The organism is Rhodospirillaceae bacterium, assembly GCA_028819475.1.
Lineage (GTDB): Bacteria > Pseudomonadota > Alphaproteobacteria > Bin65 > Bin65 > Bin65.
This window is the reverse complement of record JAPPLJ010000002.1, coordinates 75,048-94,062: the sequence shown is the minus strand read 5'-3', so window position 1 is coordinate 94,062 and position 19,015 is coordinate 75,048. Positions and strand designations below refer to the sequence as shown.

Here is a 19,015-nt window from a genome sequence, read left to right as displayed (position 1 = left end):
TTTCCCCGCCCCCGCCCCACCACCTCCCCCAAAACCCCCCCCCCCCCCGCACACCCCCCCGCCCGCCCCCAGCCCGCCCCCCCCCCCCGCCGCCCCCCGCGGGCGGCGGGGGTCGTCTTCCGGTTATCCATGACGGAACGGACCCTCCGGATTCGCCGGAATCGGGAGGGCCCGCGCGGCCTTTACTTCCTGTATTCGGCCAGTTGCTTCTGGACCCGGTCCATGAAGCCCTTGTCCCAACTGGTCCCGTCAAGACTCTTCCAGACCTTCCTGGCGACGTCGATGAAAGGCTTCTTGTCGACCTCGAGAACCGTCATGCCCTTTTCCCTGACGCCCTTGAAGGCCGCGGCCATGGATTTCGCCAGTTCGGCGTCGCTGTAGGCGGCGGCGGTCTTCATGCCCTCGCCGACCGCCTTCTTGAGGCTGTCCGGCCAGGATTGCCATTTCTTCTCGCCGACGTAGGCCATCCACGCGCCCAGCGCGTGGTCCGTCTTCGAGAAGTATTTCTGGACCGAGTACAGCCCGCGCGGATAGACGACCTCGATGCCGTTGTCCTGGCCTTCGACCAGCCCGGTCCTGGCGGCGGTGAAGAACTCCGAGAAAGGCATCGGGGTCGGGATCGCGCCGAGCGCCTTAAAGAAGGCGATGAACGGCGGCGAGCCGGGAACCCGCATCTTCAGGCCATTCATGTCGGCCGGGCCGCGCACTGGCGTCTTGGCCGTGGTGATCGCCCGCGGCGAGCGTGCGCCCATGTAGCCGACCCAACGAACCCCGCCGGCACCGAGTTGCGCGACCATTTCCGCAAACAGCGGGCTGTCGAAAAACTTCAGGAATTCCTGCTGGCTCCGGAACGCATAAGGCGCGGCGGTCACGCCGAAATTGCGGCCTTCCTTGAGTAAGGTCGGCTGGGCGTTCGTCCCCTGGTACAGGTCGAGCGTGCCCAGCTTGAGCATCTGCATCATCTCCTTGCCGCTGCCGAGTTGCTGGCTGGGAAAGAGCTTGATGGTGTATGCACCGCCGGTTTTTTCCTTGACGTGTTCGGCAAGCTTTTCGGCGGCCTTGTAAGCCAGAGACTTGTTGGACACCAACAGGCCCATTCTCAACGTTTTCGCGTCCGCCTTCATCGGCAGAAAGGTTGCAGCGGCAAAGGCAGCAGCCAGCGCGGCCAGCGGTAATCTCTTCATTTCGATCATCCCTCATTTTCGATTGGAAGGCGGGCGGCGGCGCGCCCTCAAGGCATACGGCCGATCCCGGGCGGACTCGCCGGGCGCCTGCACATAAGGCGAGTTGTCGTAGCCGTCCCGACAAAGCGTGTCAAACCGGCTCGCGCGGCTCTGGGGCCTACCGCGAAGGAATGGCATCCACGGCGCCCCATTCAGCAAGAATGTGAAAGGCTGAGGACCGAGACGCGCGTTTACCCCCCGCAATCGCCCTGTACAAGGGCCGGGCGTCCGCCATAAGGTCGGTTTCTCCGAAGGGGGCATCGATAGAGGAGGAATCCATGGCCAAAATCTCGGTGAACGGCCGTCTGCGGACGGTCGATGTCGACCATGCGGACACCCCGCTGCTCTGGGTGATCCGCGAAAATCTCGGGATGACCGGGACCAAGTTCGGCTGCGGAGAGGCCCTGTGCGGCGCCTGCACCGTGCATATCAACGGCGAGGCCGTGCGCTCGTGCCAGACGCCGATTTCCGACGTGAAGGAATCGGACCGGATCACCACGATCGAGGGGCTGGACCCGAACGGGCAGCATCCCGTGCAGAAGGCCTGGATCGCCGAGCAGGTGCCCCAGTGCGGCTACTGCCAGTCCGGACAGATCATGCAGGCCGCCGCGCTGCTGGCGGAGAACAAGAGCCCGTCGGACGACGACATCGTCGAGCACATGAACGGCAATCTCTGCCGCTGCATGACCTATGCGCGCATCGGCAAGGCGATCAAGCGCGCCGCCGCCGAGATGTAGGGAGGAAGCAATGACCGTAATGGATACAAGCATTGGCCGGCGGACCTTCCTGGTCGGCGCCGGCGCTTCCGGCCTGATCTTCGGCTTCGCCGCGCATGACGGCATCCGGCTCGCCGACGCGTCGACGATGAAGGCCTTCGCGCCCAACCTCTGGTTCTCGATGGACGCGACGGGCAAGACCGTCATCCGGATCGACAAGGCCGAGATGGGCCAGCATGTCGGCACGGCGCTCGCCCAGATCCTGGCCGACGGGTTGGAGGTCAGGTGGAGCGACGTCAGCATCAGCCATATCGGCTTCGATCCGAAGGTCGGGCTGCACGTCACCGGCGGTTCCTGGTCGGTGAACTGGACCTTCGACCGCATGTCGCGCGCCGGCGCGGCCGGGCGGATTACGCTGATCGAGGCCGCCGCGAAGAAGTGGGGCGTTCCGGCGAGCCAGCTGAGCGCGAAGGACAGCGTGATCTCCGGTCCGGGCGGCAAGACGATCACCTACGGCGAGCTGGTCAAGGCCGGCGTGCCGCCGAAGGCCTTCTCGAAGGACGAGATGAAGGCGATCAAGCTGAAGGCGGCCGGCCAGCGGCGCTATATCGGCAAGAGCCTGCCCTCCCTCGACGTTCCGGCCAAGACCAACGGCACCGCCGGCTTCGCCATCGACGTGAAGCTCGACGGCATGGTCTACGCCACGCCGGCCACGCCGCCGGTGCGCTACGGCGCCAAGGTGAAGTCGGTCGACGACAGCGCGGCGAAGAAGATCAAGGGCTACATGACCCATGTCGTCATCGAGGACCCGACCGGGTCGCAGACCGGCTGGGTGATGGCGGTCGCCAATTCCTACTGGACGGCGCGCAAGGCGGCGCTGGCGCTCAAGGTCGACTGGGACCTGGGTCCCAACGCGAAGGTGTCCTCGAAGACGATCAACGACGAGTCGCGGCGCCTGATCGACAACACCGCCAACGCCTCCACCTTCCTCAAGGAAGGCGATGCGGAGAAGGCGATCGCGTCGGCCAAGGTCAAACACGAGGCGATCTACACGACGACGATCAACATCCATGCCCCGCTGGAGCCGCTGAACGCGACCGTGGAGATCAGGGACGGCGTCTATCACATCTACACCGGCAACCAGTTCCAGACCCTGGCGATGGGGCTGGTCCCGGCGGCGCTCGGCATCAAGCCCGACAAGGTCGTGCTGCATCAGCAGTTCCTGGGCGGCGGCTTCGGCCGGCGGCTGGAGGCCGACTACCTGATCATGGCGGCGCTGACCGCCAAGGCGGTCCAGAAGCCGGTGAAGATGATCTACAGCCGCGAGGCCGACACCGAGTTCGACTTCACCCGGCCGATGACGACAATGCGCGTCACCGCCGGCTCGGACGGCAAGAAGATCACCGGCTGGAAGCATACGGCAGCCTCGTCCTTCGCGACCGCCCGGATGGCGCCGGGTTTCCTGGGCAAGGACGCCAGCGGCAAGAAATTCGATCCGTTCCAGATCAACGGCTCGGACCACTGGTACACCGTCCCGAACCAGCTTGTGCTGACCGAGATGAACAAGATCGCCCAGGCGGCGACGCCTTCGGGCCAGCTTCGCTCGGTGGCGCCGGCATGGACCTTCTGGGCGGTCGAGAGCATGATCGACGAGATGGCCCACAAGATGGGCGTCGATCCGCTCGCGCTCAGGCTTCAGATGCTCGACGGCAAGGGCAAGAATGCCGGCAAGGGAGCGACCGCCAACGGCGCCAAGCGGCTGGCCAGCGTGCTCCAGAAGGTCGCCGCCAAGGCGGGCTACGGCAAGGCGATGGCGAAGAACACCGGCATCGGCCTAGCCTGCGTGACCAGCCAGGAGCGCCCCTCGGCGGCCTGGACGGGGACCGCGGCCAACGTCACGGTCAACCCGGCGGACGGCTCGTTCACCGTCAACCGGCTGACCGTGGGCACGGATCTCGGCACGCTGATCAACCCGAACGCCGTCGAGGCCCAGGTCCAGGGGGCGACCCTGTGGGGCCTGTCGCTGGCGACGCTCGAGGAGGTCGAGATGAAGGACGGCCGGCTCCAGGCGTCGAACTTCGACACCTACACGCCGTGCCGGATGGAGAACGCGCCGGACCTGGACGTGATCCTGGTCGAGACCGGGCAGTATCCGGTCGGCTGCGGCGAACCGGCGGTCACCTCGGTCGCGCCGGCGATCGCCAACGCCATCTTCGCCGCCACGGGCGCCCGCGTCCGCTCGCTGCCGATCACGGCGGAGAAGGTGAAGGCGGCGCTGTAGGCGCTACCGCACCTGCGCGAAACGGAAGGGGCCGCCGGGTAACGCCGGCGGCCTCTGTTTTTTCGAAAGAGATCGTGCCGATCCCGCTTCTTTCGGACTTGCTGGCCGCGTTCCCCGACGACCGCATCGTGGTCGATCCGGATGCGCTTTCAATAATCGGCGGCGGCGACCTCAAAGCATGGTTCGGGGTGACGGACCTGGCCGCGGCCACGATCGGCGCGGCCGGGCTGGCGCTCGCGCAATATGCGGCCGCGGCCGGCCGCACCGCCGCCCGCGTTACGGTCGACCGGCGTCTTGCCTCGCTCTGGTTCGGATGGTCGCTGCACCCGGTGGGCTGGACGCTCCCGTCAGTGTGGGATTCCCTGGCCGGCGACTACCGGACCAGCGACGGCTGGATCCGGCTGCACACGAACGCGCCGCACCATCGCGCCGCCGCGCTGTCGGTCCTCGGCGACGCGGCGGACCGGACCGGCCTGGAACCGGCGGTCGCGCGGTGGGCGGGCGATACCCTCGAAGCCGAGATCGTGGAGGCCGGCGGGTGCGCCGCGGTCATGCACAGCCTCGAAGCCTGGAACAGCCATCCGCAGGGCGCGGCCGTGGCGGCGGAGCCGCTGGCCGGCTGGATCGAGCATCCGGCGGTCGAACCGCAAGCACGGCCGCAGGATCGGGCGCAGCCACTCGGCGGAATCCGCGTCCTCGATCTCACCCGTGTCCTGGCCGGGCCTGTCGCGGGGCGCTTCCTCGCCGCCTGGGGCGCGGACGTCCTGCGCATCGACCCGCCGGACTGGGACGAGCCGGCGGCCGTGCCGGAGGTCACGCTCGGCAAGCGCTGCGCCGGGTTGAACCTCAAGAATGCGGAGGACAGGAGAATATTCGACACGCTCCTGCGGGATGCCGATGTCCTCCTGCACGGATACCGGCCGGGCGCGCTCGCCGCGCTCGGCTACGACAGCGCGGCGCTTCGGAAATTGAACCCGCGGCTGACGGACATATGCCTCAATGCCTATGGCTGGACCGGTCCGTGGTCCGGCCGGCGGGGCTTCGACAGCCTGGTCCAGATGAGTTCCGGCATCGCCGACCACGCAATGAAGCGATCGGGAGCGGATCGGCCGGTTCCCCTGCCGGTCCAGGCGCTCGACCATGCAACCGGCTATCTGATGGCGGCCGCGGTACTTCACGCTCTGGATCGCAGGCGAAAGTCCGGCAAAGTCCTCTCGGCCAGGTTGTCGCTGGCCCGTACGGCCTGCCTCCTCGCCAAGACCAAGCGCGAGGAGCCGTATCCCGGCCTTGCGCCGAAAACTCCGGACGATCTCGATCCCGCCATCGAGGAAACGGCCTGGGGCCCGGCGCACCGGGTCCGCTTCCCGGTCCGGATCGACGGCATGGAGCCGCGCTGGCGCTATCCGGCTGCCAAGCTGCGCAGCGCCGCTGCACAATGGCTACCGGCCGGCAAAACCTCCTGTTGAACGGCGGCTCGCCCGCCTCCCGTTCGCGCGTCCGATTGACATTGCTGCTTCCCGCGTCCGCCCGTCGATACGCCGCTTCGCGGCTACTCAGGACGAAGGAGAGAGGTTTCCGGGACGGCGATGCGACCACACAATCCCCTCATCCCGAGTAGCCCCGGATTTAATCCGGGGCGTATCGAGGGACCGTTCCCCCCGCTCCGCCGCCGTCCTACATTGGCGGCATGGATGCGGAGCGGCGGATCATCGGGATTGCGGGCTGGAAGGGCAGCGGGAAGACAACGCTGGTCACCCGGCTGCTGCCCGTGCTGACCGGCCGCGGCTTCACCGTCTCGACCGTCAAGCACGCCCATGACGGCTTCGAGGTCGACCGGCCGGGCAAGGACAGCCACCGCCACCGGGCGGCCGGCGCGGTCGAATCCGTGGTCTCCTCCGCGACCCGCTGGGCCCTGGTCCACGAGCTGCGCGGCCGGCGCGAGCCGGCGCTCGACGAACTGGTCGCCCGCATGAGCCCGGTCGACCTGCTGATCGTCGAGGGCTTCAAGCGCCTGCCCCATGCCAAGATCGAGGTCCACCGCCCGGCGCTCGGCCACCCGCTGATCGCCGCCGGCGACCCGGCGGTCGTCGCCATCGCCAGCGACGGGCCGCTCGCGGACGCCGGCCGGCCGGTCCTGGACCTGCCCCTTCTGGACGTGAACGCGCCGGAGGCGGTCGCCGACTTCGTCTGCGCACATTGCGGACTGGACGCCGCCCCTTCGGCTGCACGGGGCGCCGCCTGACATGGCGCAACTGAGCGACGACTGTTTCGCCTTCGGCGGCGGCCTGACCCCGCTGGACGATGCGCTCGCCCTGCTGGAGGCGCGGATCTCCGTCGTCGCCGAGGCCGAGACCGTGGCGTTGCGCGCCGCGCTCGGCCGCATCCTCGCCGAGGATATCCGGGCCGGCCGCTCGGTGCCGCCGCACGACAATTCGGCGGTCGACGGCTACGCCGTCCGCTTCGCCGAGCTCGACCCGGAGGCCGAGACCCGCCTGCCCGTCATCGGCCGGATCGCCGCCGGCGACGCGCCCGTTCTCGCCGATCCCGGCGCCCTCGGCGCGGTGCGCATCTTCACCGGCGCGGTCATGCCCGCCGGATTCGACACGGTGATGATGCAGGAAGACTGCCGGGAGGACGGCGGCGGCGTCCGCATCGCGCCGGGCATCAAACAGGGCGCGAACCGGCGCTTTGCGGGCGAGGATGTCAGGGAAGGCGCGGTCATCCTCAAGGCCGGCCAGCGCCTGCGCCCGCAAGACCTCGGCCTCGCCGCCTCGGTCGGGCTGGCGGAGCTTCCGGTGCGCGCCCGGCTGCGCGCCGCCCTGTTCTCGACCGGCAACGAGCTGCGCGAACCGGGCGCGGCGGCGGGCGCGGGCGCGGTCTACGACGCCAACCGCTTCGCCCTCGCCGGCCTGCTCGAACAGCTCGGCTGCACCGTCTCCGATCTCGGCATCCTGCCCGACGACCGGGCGTCGATCACAGCAGCGCTGGCCGGAGCGGGCGCCGGCCACGACCTGGTGCTGACCTCCGGCGGCGTGAGCGTCGGCGAGGAGGACCATGTCCGCGCCGCGGTCGAGAGCCTCGGGCAGATCCACTTCTGGCGCCTCGCCATCAAGCCGGGCCGCCCGGTCGCGCTCGGCCAGATCGGCCGCACGCCCTTCGTCGGCCTGCCGGGCAACCCGGTCGCCGTGATGGTGACCTTCCTGCGCTTCGCCCGGCCGCTGATCGACCGGCTCGCCGGCGCCAACGTCCATGTGCCCAGGCTCTTCCCGGTGCGCGCCGGCTTCGACCACCGCAAGAAAGCCAACCGGCGCGAATGGGTGCGCGCCACCCTGGAGCCTTGCGCCGGCGGCTGGACCGCGCGCAAATTCGCCCGGCAGGGCGCCGGTATCCTCTCCTCCATGACGGCGGCGAGCGGCCTGGTGGAACTGCCGGAGGACGCGACCGATATCCGGGCCGGAACGATGGTGGATTTCCTGCCCTTCAGCGAACTCGGGGCCTGACGCGATGCCCGATGAGACGCCCGACCGGCCCGACCGGCCCGACCGGATAAACGTGCTCTATTTCGCCTGGCTGCGCCAGAAGATCGGCGCCGGCCGGGAGACGGTGACGCCGCCGGCGGAGGTCGCGACGGTCGGCGCCCTGATCGACTGGCTGCGGGAGCGCAGCCCCGGCCATGCCGACGCCTTCGCCAACGCCCGCTTCGTGCGCGCAGCGGTGAACTACGAGTTCGCCAGCCTGGAAACCGCGGTCAAGCCGGGCGACGAGATCGCCTTCTTCCCGCCCGTCACCGGCGGATAGCGCGGGCCGGCAGCCGGAGGCGCCCGTGGCAGACCAGGCCCACCGCCCGCCCGACAGCACGGGGCCCGACCGCACGGGGCCGGGGCGCAAACGGCCGGACCGGCCCAGATTGAACCCTAGACTGAACAGGGACGACTGGATCGGCGGCGCCATCGCGCTGCTGGCCGAGCGCGGCGTCAACGCGGTCAGGATCGAACCGCTGGCGCGCCGCCTCGGCGTCACCAAGGGCAGCTTCTACTGGCATTTCAGGGACCGCCCGGCGCTGCTGGCGGCGATCCTCGCGCGCTGGGAGGAACGGCAGACCGACCTGCTGGTCCGCATCGCCGGCCACGCCGGCGCGACGCCCGCCGAACGGTTGCGGCTGCTGCTCGAAATGACCGTGGGCGCCCATGCGGACCGGGAGTTCCGCAACGCCGAGATCGCGATCCGCAACTGGTCGCGCAACGATCCGGCCGCGACGGTGGCGGTGCGGTCGGTCGACGCCCGGCGCTCGGTCTATATCGAGAATTTCTTCATCGCGCTGGGCTTCAGCGAAGCGGCGGCCCGGACGCGCGCCGGCCTGTTTCAGGGCCTGCTGCTCGGCGAGGCGCTGCTGGTGCGCGACGAGAGCGACGAGGACCGGACCGCCCGGGTCGGTCGCAGCCTCAACCTGCTGGCCGGCCGCCACCGCAGCGAGGATTAGGGCGGTATCCGCGTAACGTCCCCTTCGACTTTGATCAGGGCAGGCTCTCGATACGGCGCTGGCGCGCCTACTCGGCCGCCTCCCCGTAGGCTTCGAGCGGCGGGCAGGCGCACACGATGTTGCGGTCGCCGTAGACATTGTCGATGCGCGCGACCGGCGGCCAGTATTTTCCGTCCTTGAGCGCCGGGACCGGGAAAACGGCAAGTTCGCGCGGATAGGGGTGCTGCCAGTCCGCCGCCGCCAGGTCGTCCGCGGTGTGGGGCGCGTTGGCGAGCGGATTGTCGTCCGCCGGCCAGTCGCCGGCCTCGACGCGCGCGATCTCCTGCCGGATCGCGATCATGGCGTCGCAGAAGCGGTCGATCTCGGCCAGGGATTCGCTTTCGGTCGGCTCGATCATCAGGGTGCCGGCGACCGGGAAGGACATGGTCGGCGCGTGGAAGCCGTAGTCGATCAGCCGCTTGGCGACATCGTCGACCGAGGCGAACTCCTTGAGCGGCCGGAGATCGACGATGCACTCGTGCGCCACCCGGCCGTTCGTCCCGGTGTAGAGCACCGGGAAATGGTCTCCGAGGCGCGCCGCGATATAGTTGGCGTTGAGGATCGCCACCGCGGTCGCGCGTTTCAGGCCGGCGGCGCCCATCATGGTGATATAGGCCCAGCTGATCGGCAGAATGCCGGTGCTCCCCCAGGGGGCGGCCGAGACCGGCCCGATCGCCTGCTCCCCGCCGCATTCCGGATGGACCGGGTGGCCGGGCAGGAAGGGCGCCAGATGGGCCTTGACGGCGATCGGCCCGATGCCCGGCCCGCCGCCGCCGTGGGGGATGCAGAAGGTCTTGTGCAGGTTCAGGTGCGCGACGTCGGGCCCGAATTCGCCGGGCCGGGCGATGCCAAGCAGGGCGTTCAGGTTGGCGCCGTCCATATAGACCTGGCCGCCGCAGGCATGGACGATGTCGCAGATCTCCACGATGCCGGTCTCGAACACGCCGTGGGTCGAGGGATAGGTCACCATCAGCGCGGCCAGCCGGTCCCGGTGCTGCCCGGCCTTGGCGCGCAGGTCGGCGATGTCGATGTTGCCGTCGGCGTCGCATCCGACGACGACGACGGAGAGGCCGGCCAGCACTGCGCTCGCCGGGTTGGTGCCGTGGGCCGAACTCGGGATCAGGCAGATGTCGCGCCCGCCGTCGTCCCGGCTTTCGTGCCAGGCGCGGATGACGAGCAGCCCGGCAAGTTCGCCCTGGGAGCCGGCGTTGGGCTGCAGCGAGACGGCGTCGAAGCCGGTCGCGGCGCACAGCATGTCCTCCAGTTCCCAGATCAGTTCGAGCGTTCCGGCGGCCTGCTCCAGCGGCGCGAAGGGATGCAATGCAGCGAATTCCGGCCACGAAACCGGCTCCATCTCGGCCGCCGCGTTCAGCTTCATGGTGCAGGAGCCGAGCGGAATCATGGCCCGGTCGAGCGCCAGGTCCTTATCGGCGAGACGGCGGAGATAGCGCATCATCCCGGTTTCCGACCGGTGGCGGTGGAATACCGGATGGGTCATGAAGGCGTCGCGGCGGCGCAGCGTTTCCGGCAGACGGTCGGGCACGCCGTCCAGCAGGGCGGCGATCCGGTCGCCGTCCGCCGCGCCGGTCAGCGCGTCGGACAGGACGCTCAGGTCCTGGGGACCGCAGGTCTCGTCGAAGGCGACGGCGAACCGGTCGTCGTCGATGAAGCGCAGGTTGAGGCCGGCATCCATCGCCGCGCCGGCGATCTCGCCCGCCCGCCCGGGCGCGCGCGCCGTTACGGTATCGAAGAAGGCGCCGGCCTCGACCTTGAGACCGGCCGCCGTCGCGATCTCGGCGAAGGCGCAGGCCAGCCGGTGGACGCGCCGGGCGATCCGTTCCAGCCCGTCCGGCCCGTGCCAGACGCCGTAGAAGCCGGCCATGTTGGCGAGCAGCACCTGGGCGGTGCAGATGTTGCTGGTCGCCTTTTCGCGCCGGATATGCTGTTCGCGAGTTTGCAGGGCGAGGCGCAGGGCCGGCCGGCCCCTGGCGTCGACGGACACGCCGACCAGCCGCCCCGGCATTTTCCGCGCGAACCGTTCCCGGGTCGCGAAGAATGCGGCGTGCGGCCCGCCGAAGCCCATCGGCACGCCGAAGCGCTGGGCGCTGCCGATCACGATATCGGCGCCCCAGGCGCCCGGCGGTTCGAGCAGGGCAAGGGCGAGCAGATCCGTCGCGACAGCGGCCAGCCCTCCGCCGCCGCGCACCGCCCTTACGGAATCGCGCCAGGTGTCGACGCGGCCGAAGGTGTCCGGATACTGGACCAGGATGCCGAAGGCGCCTATGGCGCGCTCGGGCGTGACCTCGCCGACCGCCAGTTCGATGCCCAGCGGGGCCGCGCGGGTCTGCAGCAGCGCGAGGGTCTGGGGATGGCACCGGTCCGAAACCAGGAAGCGGTCGCTCGTCGACTTGCCGGCCCTGCGCGCGAGCAGCATCGCCTCCGCCGCCGCCGTCGCCTCGTCGAGCAGCGAGGCGTTGGCGATCTCCATGCCGGTCAGGTCGGTCACCATGGTCTGGAAATTGAGCAGCGCCTCCAGCCGGCCCTGGGAGATTTCCGGCTGGTAGGGCGTGTAGGCGGTGTACCAGGCCGGGTTCTCCAGCACGTTGCGGCGGATGACCGGGGGCGTGATGGTGCCGTAGTAGCCCATGCCGATCAGCGAGCCGGCGACCGTGTTGCCCGCGGCCAGTTCGGCGATCCGCTGCAGGGCGTCGTCCTCCGTCGCCGGTTCGCCGAGCGGCAGCGGGGCGGTGTCCCGGATCACGTCCGGCACCGCCTCTTCGATCAGCGCGTCGAGCGAGTCTGCGCCGACGGCCTGCAGCATGGCCGCAATATTGTCCGGTCCCGGGCCGATATGGCGGCCGATGAAGGACTCGCGGTCCTGGAGCGCGGCGAAGCTGGCGGAGGTCATGGTCCCGGTTCCCTGTGTTGTGCTGCGCGAACGCAGTCTGGCGGCCGGGCCGCCTCTAGCCCTGGCTCTCCGCGAAGGCGGCGTAGGCGGCCGCGTCCATCAGGTCTTCCAGCTCGGCGGCGTCGGCCAGTTTCAGCCGGACAAACCAGCCCTCGCCCTCGGCGTCCTCGTTGACGGCGGCGGGGTTGTCCTCCAGCGCCTCGTTCACCGCGACGACCTCGCCGCCGACCGGGGCGTAGACCTCGCTCGCCGCCTTGACCGATTCGACGACGGCCATGTCGTCGCCCTTGATGACGGTCCGGCCGATTTCCGGCAGTTCGACGAACACCACATCGCCGAGTTGTTCCTGGGCATAGTCGGTGATGCCGACGGTGCCGGTATCGCCGTCGACCGCGAGCCATTCGTGGTCTTCCGAAAAATAGGTGGTGGGCATGGATTGCGTCCTCTGCTGATCAGGGCCCTGACCGGTCATTTCCGGTCGCGAACATTCCGGTCGGGGAAAATCGTGCCGGGCAAGATCGGGGCGGGCGAAGGGCGTCCGGTTCGAGTCGTACTCCGGCCGCGGCGCCGGTCGGGCCGGTCATGTCTGCCGTGTCCGTCATCGCCGGTACCCCGGCGCGATGAACGGCAGGCACGCCACCCGCGCCGGCAGCGCCCGGCCGCGCACCGTGAGGGCGAGCGGCGTGCCGGGCGCCGCGTGCCCGGCCGCGACGTAGCCCATGGCGACCGGGCCTCCGACCGTCGGCCCGAAGCCGCCGCTGGTCACCCGGCCGACCGGCGCACCGTCGGCGGTGCAGATTTCCGCGCCTTCCCGTGCCGGCGCCCGGCCCTCGAGCCGGAGGCCGATCCGGCGGCGCGCGGGCCCGTTTCGCAGCTGGTCCAGGATCGTGCCGTCGCCGGGGAAGCCGCCTTCCGCGCGGCGGCGCTTGCCGATCGACCAGGCGAGGCCGGCCTCGACCGGCGTGGTCGTCAGGTCGATATCGTGGCCGTAGAGGCACAGGCCGGCCTCGAGGCGCAGCGAATCGCGCGCGCCGAGGCCGGCAGGCGCAACGCCGTCACAGGCGAGCAGCGCTTCCGCCAGGGCGGCGGCATGGTGCGCCGGCAGCGAGATTTCGAACCCGTCCTCGCCGGTATAGCCGCTGCGCGAGATCCAGAGCGGCACGCCGCGCCAGTCGAAAGAGTCGCCCTGCAGGAAGGCGAGGCCGTCGGCGCCCGGAATCGCGGCTTCCAGCACCGCCGCGGCCTCCGGTCCCTGGAAGGCGAGCAAGGCCGCACTTTCGTCGACCTCGAGGGCGCAGTCCCAGCCGGCCAGCGCCGCGCCGAGATAGGCGAAATCGTCATCCTTGCAGGCGGCGTTGACGACGATCGCCAGCGCGTCCCCCGATGCGTCTCCCGATGCGTCCCCGGCCAGCCGGGTGACCATCAGGTCGTCGCGGATGCCGCCGTTGTCGTCGGTGAGCTGGGTATAGCGCATCCGGCCGGCGCCGAGCCCGGCGATATCGCCCGGCACCAGGCTTTCGAGCGCCTCGGCGGCCTGCGCCCCGACGATCCGCGCCTGGCCCATGTGCGAGACGTCGAACAGGGCGGCCCCGGAGCGCGCCTGCTCATGTTCGGCGATGATGCCGCCATACTGCACGGGCAGGGCATAGCCGGCGAAATCGACCATCCGCCCGCCCTGCGCGACGTGCAGGTCGTAGAGCGGCGTGCGGAGGGCCGCCGGCCCCGTCTTGTTTCCGGTCTTGTTTTCGGTTGCCATGGGAAAGCCCCGGCCGGGTTGCGCGAGCGGCTGAGGCTGCGTCCGGCCGACCGTAGATCGGCGGGACACGCCCCCTCTGTCGCACAACCTGAGAGCTTGAACCGGCACACCAGCCCGGATCGGGCGATGGCCGGTCTTTCCCCTTCGGTGAGGCGGCGCAAGGCTCGCGCACAGCCGCCTGCTCTCCAGAGTCGCCTCCGCCTGCGGTCCCTGGTGCCTGAGAGTTTCCGGGGCGGTTGCTCCTTCGGCGGCGGACCTGCGCTTGCGCGCGTGCCCGCTCTCTCCCACAGGCGTCTGAGGCTATGGCCGAAAGGTTAGCGGAAGCGGGCGGCGAGTCAAGCTAAAGGCCGGCGCCTGCCCACAGGTACGGCTTATCGGCAGACCGGCATCCGTCATTCGGCGAATCGCGATTGTACGCCGGGACGGACGCGCCACAGAATGTTGAGGTCTGTGGATAAACCAGCACGAGACGCCGGTCGATTTTCAAGCGTCAGAGCGATTCCGCGCGCGTCAGCCGCCGCCGGACTTCCTCGAGCAACGCCGCGGCGAGGCCAACCGCAGAGTCGCGGTCGAGCGGCGCGGCTCCGGTGTCGGCCGGGCCGTAGCGGAACTGGACGGCATAGGGCGTATAATCGATCAGCCCGTCGAAACGCGCCGCCTCCGGCTGGCGGGGCGTCAGAATTTCCATCAGTTCGACCAGATCGTGCGTTGGCGGATAGGACTCGCCCATCAAGGAAAGCCACGCCTTGAACAGCTTCTCGGCCGCCTGCTGGGCATGAAAGCCGAATATCTCGTCGGCGAAGACGGCGGCGTCGTCCATGCCGCGCAGCGCGAAGAAGTCCCTTTCTGCGGCCTCCAGCAGAATGCGGGCCTGCTTAGGGTCGCTCATAGAGCACCGTGCCTTCGCGCAGGGCGCGCGCGAGCACATGGTTGAGCGAATCGCGCCAGTAATCGACCTCGTCGCGGCTGTAAACCAGAATGTCCTTGGGAACCCGAAAGCCCGAGAGCGCCCGCCACAGCCGCACCGCCTCCGCGCGCCGGTCGCGGCCCGGCCCGAAGGGCTCGGCCTCGATCACGATCAGATCGACGTCCGAGTCCGGCCCGGCGTCGCCGCGCGCGCGGGAGCCGAACAGGATCACCCGTTCGGGGTCCGCCTCGTCCACGATAGCGGCCGTCATCCGCTGTAAAAGCGCCTCATCGACGTGCGCCATGACGCCGCCGCTCCGCCTTCCGCCTACAGCCCGTTATGGGTGCCGTCGCAGAAGGGGCCGTTGCCGGTCTGCTTGCACTGGCAGAGCCAGGCCTCCTCGGTCTCCTCCTGCTTGAAGACCAGGGGTTTCATGTCGGTCGCCTTGTGCGCGCCGTCGCAGAACGGCTGGTTCGCGCTCAGCCCGCAGGCGCACCAGGCATAGCTCTTGCCGGCCTCCAGGGTCACGCCCTTCGGTTCCTTCGCCGCGATCTGTCCCGCCATACCCAGTGCCCCCCTTTTTCCGGCAAAATTGCTGTCGGCGGCACCGTAGCCAAAGCGGCCACGCCGGGCAAGCCGCGAAATGTCTTTCCCATATATAGCTATATGGGTAGTATGGGACGATGAAGACGACGCTGGACATCCATGACGAATTGCTGGCGCGGGCCAAGCGCCACGCCAGGGAAACGGGACGCCCGCTGCGCGCCGTGGTCGAGGAGGGGCTTCGCCGTGTGCTCGCGCGCCCGGTCCCGCGCAGCCGTTACAAGCTGCCCGATCTGAGAGCGGGAGACCCGGCCGCGCCCGATCCGCTGGAGCGCTTTTCCTGGCCCGAACTGCGCGAAACGATCTATGACGATCCGGGGGGCGATCCGGACGCCCGGTGATCGCCGTCGACACCAATCTTCTGGTCTATGCGCACCGCCGCGAAGCGCGCCTGGGCGACGCCGCCCATGCCGTTATGACCGAACTTGCCGAAGGCGACCGGGCCTGGGCCATTCCGTGGCCGTGCTGCTACGAGTTCCTGAGCGTGGTGACGAACCGCCGGATCTGGAAGGACGAAGCGACCGCGCCGGATCGTGCGTGGCGCCAGTTCGAGGCCTGGGCGGCGTCGCCGTCGAACCGCATGATCGGCGAGACCGACGATTTCCCGGACATCCTGGAGCGATTCGTAAACCGGCCGCACGTCGTCGGCGGGGTCGTCCACGATGCCCGCATCGCCGCCATATGCGTTGCGCACGCCGTCGAGGCGTTGTTTACGCGGGACCGCGATTTTTCGCTCTTCCCGGAACTCCTGACGCATGACCCCTTCGGAGCCGGGCGGCAGTTCCGCAACCATTGAACCGGCGGCCCCTTGAGAGAAAGACGGGTTGGGCGTAAGCAGCGGGCATGGCGGTCTATACCCAGGTGGCGGACGATGAATTGGCGGCGTTCCTCGACGCCTACGACATCGGCGCGCTCGTATCCTACAAGGGCATCGCCGAAGGGGTGGAGAATTCCAACTATTTTCTCCAGACCGAGCGCGGCAGCTTCATCCTGACGCTGTACGAAAAGCGGGTCGACCCCGCCGACCTGCCGTTTTTCCTCGGCCTGATGGACCATCTGGCGGCGCAGGACATCGTCTGCCCGACGCCGATCCACGCCCGCGACGGCGCGGCCCTGCGCACGCTCGCCGGCCGGCCGGCCGCGATCATCTCCTTCCTGCAGGGAGTCTCGCCGCGCCGGGTCGATATCCGGCATTGCGCGCCGCTCGGCCGGGTGCTGGCGGAGATGCACCTGGCGGCAGCCGGCTTCGGCATGGCGCGGCCGAACGCGCTGAACCTGGCCGGCTGGCGCCCGCTGTTCGACCGCTGCGGCCCGCGCGCCCACGAGGTGCAGAACGGCCTGGCCGGCGAGATCGAGCAGGAGCTGGAATTCCTCGAAGAGAACTGGCCCTCCGGCCTGCCGACCGGCGTGATCCATGCCGACCTGTTCCCGGACAATGTCTTTTTCCTCGGCGACCGGGTCTCGGGCGTGATCGACTTCTATTTCGCCTGCAACGATCTCCTCGCCTACGACCTGGCGATCTGCATCAATGCCTGGTGCTTCGAGAAGGACGGCAGCTTCAATGTCACCAAGGCGCGCCACATCCTGAACGCCTACCGCGCGGTGCGGCCCTTCTCGGCGGCGGAACTGGCGGCGATCCCGGTGCTGCTGCGCGGCGGCGCGCTGCGCTTCCTGCTGACCCGGTTGCACGACTGGCTGTTCCACCCGGAAGGCGCGCTGGTGACGCCGCACAACCCGCTGGAATACCACCGCAAGCTGCGCTTCCATCAGGGCGTGAGGCGGCCCGGCGAGCTGGGACTGGACTGACGCGGCACAGCGGGAAAGGGCCTCCAGGATGACGGAAACGACGGCCGGAACAGTAACCGGCGGGCGGGCCGATACGCGGCTCGACCTCTATACCGACGGAGCGTGCAGCGGCAATCCGGGACCGGGCGGCTGGGGCGTGCTGATCCGGCGCGGCGGCGCCGAAGACGAGACCCTGTGCGGCGGCGCGGCGGAGACGACCAACAACCGCATGGAACTGCAGGCCGCCATCGAGGCGCTGAAGGCGGTGCCGGAAGGCGGCTCGGCAACCCTCCATACCGACAGCGTCTATGTCAGGGACGGCATCACGCGCTGGATCGCGAAGTGGAAGGCCGGCGGCTGGCTGACGGCGGCGCGCAAGCCGGTCAAGAACCGCGACCTGTGGCAGGCGCTGGACGCGCTGCACGGCGCCCGGCGTATCGACTGGCGCTGGGTCAAGGGCCATGCCGGCGACCCGGGCAACGAGCGCGCCGACGAACTGGCGCGGCAGGGCATGGCGCCCTTCCTGCCGGAAGACCTGCGGCCAGGCGCGGCGCGGAACCCGATCCAAAATCCCCCGGCGGGGATGCAGCGCATCGTCCCCATGCTGAACTATGCCGATGCTCCGGCGGCCATCGACTTCCTTGTCCGCGCCTTCGGTTTCCGCGAGCGCGCGGTGTACGCCATGAAGGACGGGCGGATCGGCCATGCCGAACTGGCGCTCGGCGGCAATGTCGTCATGCTGGCCAGCGTGTTCCCGGAGATCGATCAAACCACGCCGAACAAGGCCGGCGGCTGGTACAGCCAGGTCTTCTGCTATGTCGACGATGTCGACGCGCACCACGCGCAGGCCAGGGCCGCCGGCGCCCGCATCACCGCCGCGCCGGAGGACCGGTTCTACGGCGAACGCCACTACCGCGCCGAAGACCCGGAAGGCCATCGCTGGATCTTCGGCCAGCGCATCCGCGAGGTGCCGGAAGCGGAGATCCGGGCGATGATGGACGAGATGTAGCGGCCGGTGGAACGGGTGGCGCGGTCCTGAATTTCGGGAGACATCGACAATGCCGGAACTGCAGAGCGCCTTCGGGCTGGTCGTTCTGTTCGCGCTGGCCTGGGCGGTCGGGGAGAAGCGGCGGCGCAGCGCCTGGCGGGTCGCGCTGGCCGGGATCGGCCTCCAGATTGCGCTCGCGCTCATCCTGCTCAAGGTGCCGCTGATCGCCGATCTCGTGGCCTCGCTCGGCCATGTCGTGACCGCGATGGAAAAAGCGACGCGCGAGGGCACCAGCATGGTGTTCGGCTATATCGGCGGCGGGGCGCTGCCCTTCACCGAATCCCGCCCCGGCGCGGCGTTCGTCTTCGCTTTCCAGGCGCTGCCCATCATCATCGTGACCAGCACGCTGACCGCGCTGCTCACCCATTGGCGCATCCTGCCCTGGATCGTGAAGGGGATCGGCTTCGTGCTGGAGCGCGGCTTCCGCATCGGCGGCGCGGTCGGCCTGGGCAGCGCGGCCAACATCTTCATCGGCATGGTCGAGGCGCCGCTCTTCGTCCGGCCCTATCTCAAGGATTTCAGCCGCAGCGAACTGTTCGTCCTGATGACCGTCGGCATGGCGACCATCGCCGGCACCGTTTTCGTGCTCTACGCCAGCATTCTGGCGCCGGTCCTGCCGAACGCCGCCGGCCAGATCCTGGTCGCTTCGGTGATCAGCGCGCCCGCAGCGATCGCCGTGGCCCTGCTGATGGTGCCGCCGGACGGGCCGCCGCAGGACAGCGGGAGCCTGCCGCCGCGCGAGACGTCGAGCGCCATGGAGGCGCTGGTCGTCGGCGCGCGCCAGGGCCTCAACATGCTGTTCCTGATCGTCGCCATGCTGATCGCCCTGGTCGCCTTGGTTCATCTGGCGAACGGCGTACTCGCCCTGCTGCCGGATGTCGCCGGCGAGGCCGTCACCCTGCAGAAGATCCTCGCCCTCGTCATGACGCCGCTCTGCTGGCTGATGGGGATTCCCTGGGCGGAATGCTGGGACGCCGCCCAGCTCATGGCGACCAAGGTCGTGCTCAACGAGCTGGTCTCCTATCTCGACCTCGCCCGGCTGCCCGAAGGCACGCTGGGCGAGCGCAGCCGGCTGATCCTGGTTTACGCCATGTGCGGCTTCGCCAACTTCGGCGGGCTGGGGATCATGGTCGGCGGGCTGACCGTGCTGATGCCGGAGCGGCGCAACGAGATTCTGGCGCTGTCCTGGAAGAGCCTCGCCGCCGGCGTGCTGGCGACCAGCGCCACCGGCTGCGTGATCGGCATTCTCGGTTAGCGCCGTTTGCGCCC

The 19,015-nt window shown here is 69.3% G+C and carries 19 protein-coding genes, 1 pseudogene and 2 riboswitches; of the genes and pseudogenes, 13 read left to right on the top strand and 7 right to left on the bottom strand.

Annotated elements, in window-relative coordinates:
- Positions 1-182: 182 nt before the first annotated feature.
- Complete coding sequence (locus tag OXM58_00890; GenBank protein ID MDE0146902.1) at positions 183-1,184, bottom strand: TRAP transporter substrate-binding protein; 1,002 nt, start codon at positions 1,182-1,184, stop codon at positions 183-185.
- Positions 1,185-1,501: 317 nt separating this feature from the next.
- Here OXM58_00890 and OXM58_00885 point away from each other — a divergent pair, with 317 nt between their 5' ends.
- From OXM58_00885 to OXM58_00855, 7 genes are all read left to right on the top strand, one after another.
- Positions 1,502-1,960, top strand: a complete 459-nt coding sequence (locus OXM58_00885; GenBank protein ID MDE0146901.1) for a (2Fe-2S)-binding protein — start codon at positions 1,502-1,504, stop codon at positions 1,958-1,960.
- A 10-nt stretch (positions 1,961-1,970) separates the two neighbouring features.
- Positions 1,971-4,220 carry a molybdopterin-dependent oxidoreductase gene (locus OXM58_00880; GenBank protein ID MDE0146900.1) on the top strand — a complete coding sequence of 750 codons (2,250 nt, stop codon included), beginning with the start codon at positions 1,971-1,973 and terminating at the stop codon, positions 4,218-4,220.
- A 74-nt stretch (positions 4,221-4,294) separates the two neighbouring features.
- Positions 4,295-5,686, top strand: coding sequence for a CoA transferase (locus OXM58_00875; protein MDE0146899.1), 1,392 nt, complete (start codon positions 4,295-4,297; stop codon positions 5,684-5,686).
- A gap of 221 nt (positions 5,687-5,907) precedes the next feature.
- Positions 5,908-6,462, top strand: coding sequence for a molybdopterin-guanine dinucleotide biosynthesis protein B (gene mobB / locus OXM58_00870; GenBank protein ID MDE0146898.1), 555 nt, complete (start codon positions 5,908-5,910; stop codon positions 6,460-6,462).
- A 1-nt stretch (position 6,463) separates the two neighbouring features.
- The gene (locus OXM58_00865) at positions 6,464-7,720 is read left to right on the top strand and encodes a molybdopterin molybdotransferase MoeA (protein ID MDE0146897.1); all 1,257 of its coding nucleotides are present in this window, start codon (positions 6,464-6,466) and stop codon (positions 7,718-7,720) included.
- A gap of 46 nt (positions 7,721-7,766) precedes the next feature.
- Positions 7,767-8,018: a molybdopterin converting factor subunit 1 gene (moaD, locus tag OXM58_00860; GenBank protein ID MDE0146896.1), complete on the top strand. Its 252-nt coding sequence runs from the start codon at positions 7,767-7,769 to the stop codon at positions 8,016-8,018.
- A 109-nt stretch (positions 8,019-8,127) separates the two neighbouring features.
- The gene (locus OXM58_00855; protein ID MDE0146895.1) at positions 8,128-8,700 is read left to right on the top strand and encodes a TetR/AcrR family transcriptional regulator; all 573 of its coding nucleotides are present in this window, start codon (positions 8,128-8,130) and stop codon (positions 8,698-8,700) included.
- Positions 8,701-8,767: 67 nt separating this feature from the next.
- On the opposite strand, the gene gcvP is transcribed toward OXM58_00855, so the two are convergent.
- From gcvP to OXM58_00825, 6 genes are all read right to left on the bottom strand, one after another.
- Positions 8,768-11,647, bottom strand: a complete 2,880-nt coding sequence (gene gcvP, locus OXM58_00850) for an aminomethyl-transferring glycine dehydrogenase (protein MDE0146894.1) — start codon at positions 11,645-11,647, stop codon at positions 8,768-8,770.
- A gap of 55 nt (positions 11,648-11,702) precedes the next feature.
- On the bottom strand, positions 11,703-12,080 hold the full coding sequence (gene gcvH, locus OXM58_00845; protein MDE0146893.1) for a glycine cleavage system protein GcvH: 378 nt from the start codon (positions 12,078-12,080) through the stop codon (positions 11,703-11,705).
- Between the two features lie 165 nt (positions 12,081-12,245).
- On the bottom strand, positions 12,246-13,403 hold the full coding sequence (gene gcvT, locus OXM58_00840; protein ID MDE0146892.1) for a glycine cleavage system aminomethyltransferase GcvT: 1,158 nt from the start codon (positions 13,401-13,403) through the stop codon (positions 12,246-12,248).
- A gap of 74 nt (positions 13,404-13,477) precedes the next feature.
- Positions 13,478-13,594: riboswitch (glycine riboswitch) on the bottom strand.
- Positions 13,595-13,597: 3 nt separating this feature from the next.
- Positions 13,598-13,700: riboswitch (glycine riboswitch) on the bottom strand.
- Between the two features lie 193 nt (positions 13,701-13,893).
- Positions 13,894-14,292: a HEPN domain-containing protein gene (locus OXM58_00835; GenBank protein ID MDE0146891.1), complete on the bottom strand. Its 399-nt coding sequence runs from the start codon at positions 14,290-14,292 to the stop codon at positions 13,894-13,896.
- Positions 14,279-14,614 carry a nucleotidyltransferase domain-containing protein gene (locus tag OXM58_00830; GenBank protein ID MDE0146890.1) on the bottom strand — a complete coding sequence of 112 codons (336 nt, stop codon included), beginning with the start codon at positions 14,612-14,614 and terminating at the stop codon, positions 14,279-14,281. Before OXM58_00830 ends, OXM58_00835 begins: the two co-directional genes overlap by 14 nt.
- A 23-nt stretch (positions 14,615-14,637) precedes the next feature.
- Entirely contained in the window at positions 14,638-14,874 is a 237-nt protein-coding gene (locus tag OXM58_00825) for a CDGSH iron-sulfur domain-containing protein (protein MDE0146889.1), read from the bottom strand.
- A 119-nt stretch (positions 14,875-14,993) separates the two neighbouring features.
- Between OXM58_00825 and OXM58_00820 the strand changes: the two genes are divergently transcribed.
- From OXM58_00820 to OXM58_00795, 6 genes and pseudogenes are all read left to right on the top strand, one after another.
- On the top strand, positions 14,994-15,254 hold the full coding sequence (locus tag OXM58_00820) for a type II toxin-antitoxin system VapB family antitoxin (protein ID MDE0146888.1): 261 nt from the start codon (positions 14,994-14,996) through the stop codon (positions 15,252-15,254).
- The gene (locus OXM58_00815) at positions 15,251-15,709 is read left to right on the top strand and encodes a PIN domain-containing protein (protein MDE0146887.1); all 459 of its coding nucleotides are present in this window, start codon (positions 15,251-15,253) and stop codon (positions 15,707-15,709) included. Before OXM58_00820 ends, OXM58_00815 begins: the two co-directional genes overlap by 4 nt.
- 47 nt (positions 15,710-15,756) lie before the next feature.
- Entirely contained in the window at positions 15,757-16,719 is a 963-nt protein-coding gene (locus OXM58_00810; GenBank protein ID MDE0146886.1) for a homoserine kinase, read from the top strand.
- Positions 16,720-16,747: 28 nt separating this feature from the next.
- Positions 16,748-17,215 (top strand): annotated as a pseudogene (gene rnhA, locus OXM58_00805) (ribonuclease HI).
- Between the two features lie 84 nt (positions 17,216-17,299).
- Positions 17,300-17,707, top strand: coding sequence for a VOC family protein (locus OXM58_00800; GenBank protein ID MDE0146885.1), 408 nt, complete (start codon positions 17,300-17,302; stop codon positions 17,705-17,707).
- A 49-nt stretch (positions 17,708-17,756) separates the two neighbouring features.
- The gene (locus tag OXM58_00795) at positions 17,757-19,001 is read left to right on the top strand and encodes a nucleoside:proton symporter (protein MDE0146884.1); all 1,245 of its coding nucleotides are present in this window, start codon (positions 17,757-17,759) and stop codon (positions 18,999-19,001) included.
- Positions 19,002-19,015: the final 14 nt, after the last annotated feature.

Coding starts and splice junctions, on each gene's coding strand:
- gcvP (MDE0146894.1), bottom strand. CDS start 11,647: ATGACCTCCGCCAGCTTCGCCGCGCTCCAGGACCGCGAGTCCTTCATC.
- OXM58_00825 (MDE0146889.1), bottom strand. CDS start 14,874: ATGGCGGGACAGATCGCGGCGAAGGAACCGAAGGGCGTGACCCTGGAG.
- OXM58_00835 (MDE0146891.1), bottom strand. CDS start 14,292: ATGAGCGACCCTAAGCAGGCCCGCATTCTGCTGGAGGCCGCAGAAAGG.
- OXM58_00890 (MDE0146902.1), bottom strand. CDS start 1,184: ATGAAGAGATTACCGCTGGCCGCGCTGGCTGCTGCCTTTGCCGCTGCA.
- gcvT (MDE0146892.1), bottom strand. CDS start 13,403: ATGGCAACCGAAAACAAGACCGGAAACAAGACGGGGCCGGCGGCCCTC.
- OXM58_00880 (MDE0146900.1), top strand. CDS start 1,971: ATGACCGTAATGGATACAAGCATTGGCCGGCGGACCTTCCTGGTCGGC.
- OXM58_00820 (MDE0146888.1), top strand. CDS start 14,994: ATGAAGACGACGCTGGACATCCATGACGAATTGCTGGCGCGGGCCAAG.
- OXM58_00830 (MDE0146890.1), bottom strand. CDS start 14,614: ATGGCGCACGTCGATGAGGCGCTTTTACAGCGGATGACGGCCGCTATC.
- OXM58_00865 (MDE0146897.1), top strand. CDS start 6,464: ATGGCGCAACTGAGCGACGACTGTTTCGCCTTCGGCGGCGGCCTGACC.
- OXM58_00795 (MDE0146884.1), top strand. CDS start 17,757: ATGCCGGAACTGCAGAGCGCCTTCGGGCTGGTCGTTCTGTTCGCGCTG.
- OXM58_00800 (MDE0146885.1), top strand. CDS start 17,300: ATGCTGAACTATGCCGATGCTCCGGCGGCCATCGACTTCCTTGTCCGC.
- mobB (MDE0146898.1), top strand. CDS start 5,908: ATGGATGCGGAGCGGCGGATCATCGGGATTGCGGGCTGGAAGGGCAGC.
- OXM58_00885 (MDE0146901.1), top strand. CDS start 1,502: ATGGCCAAAATCTCGGTGAACGGCCGTCTGCGGACGGTCGATGTCGAC.
- OXM58_00810 (MDE0146886.1), top strand. CDS start 15,757: ATGGCGGTCTATACCCAGGTGGCGGACGATGAATTGGCGGCGTTCCTC.
- gcvH (MDE0146893.1), bottom strand. CDS start 12,080: ATGCCCACCACCTATTTTTCGGAAGACCACGAATGGCTCGCGGTCGAC.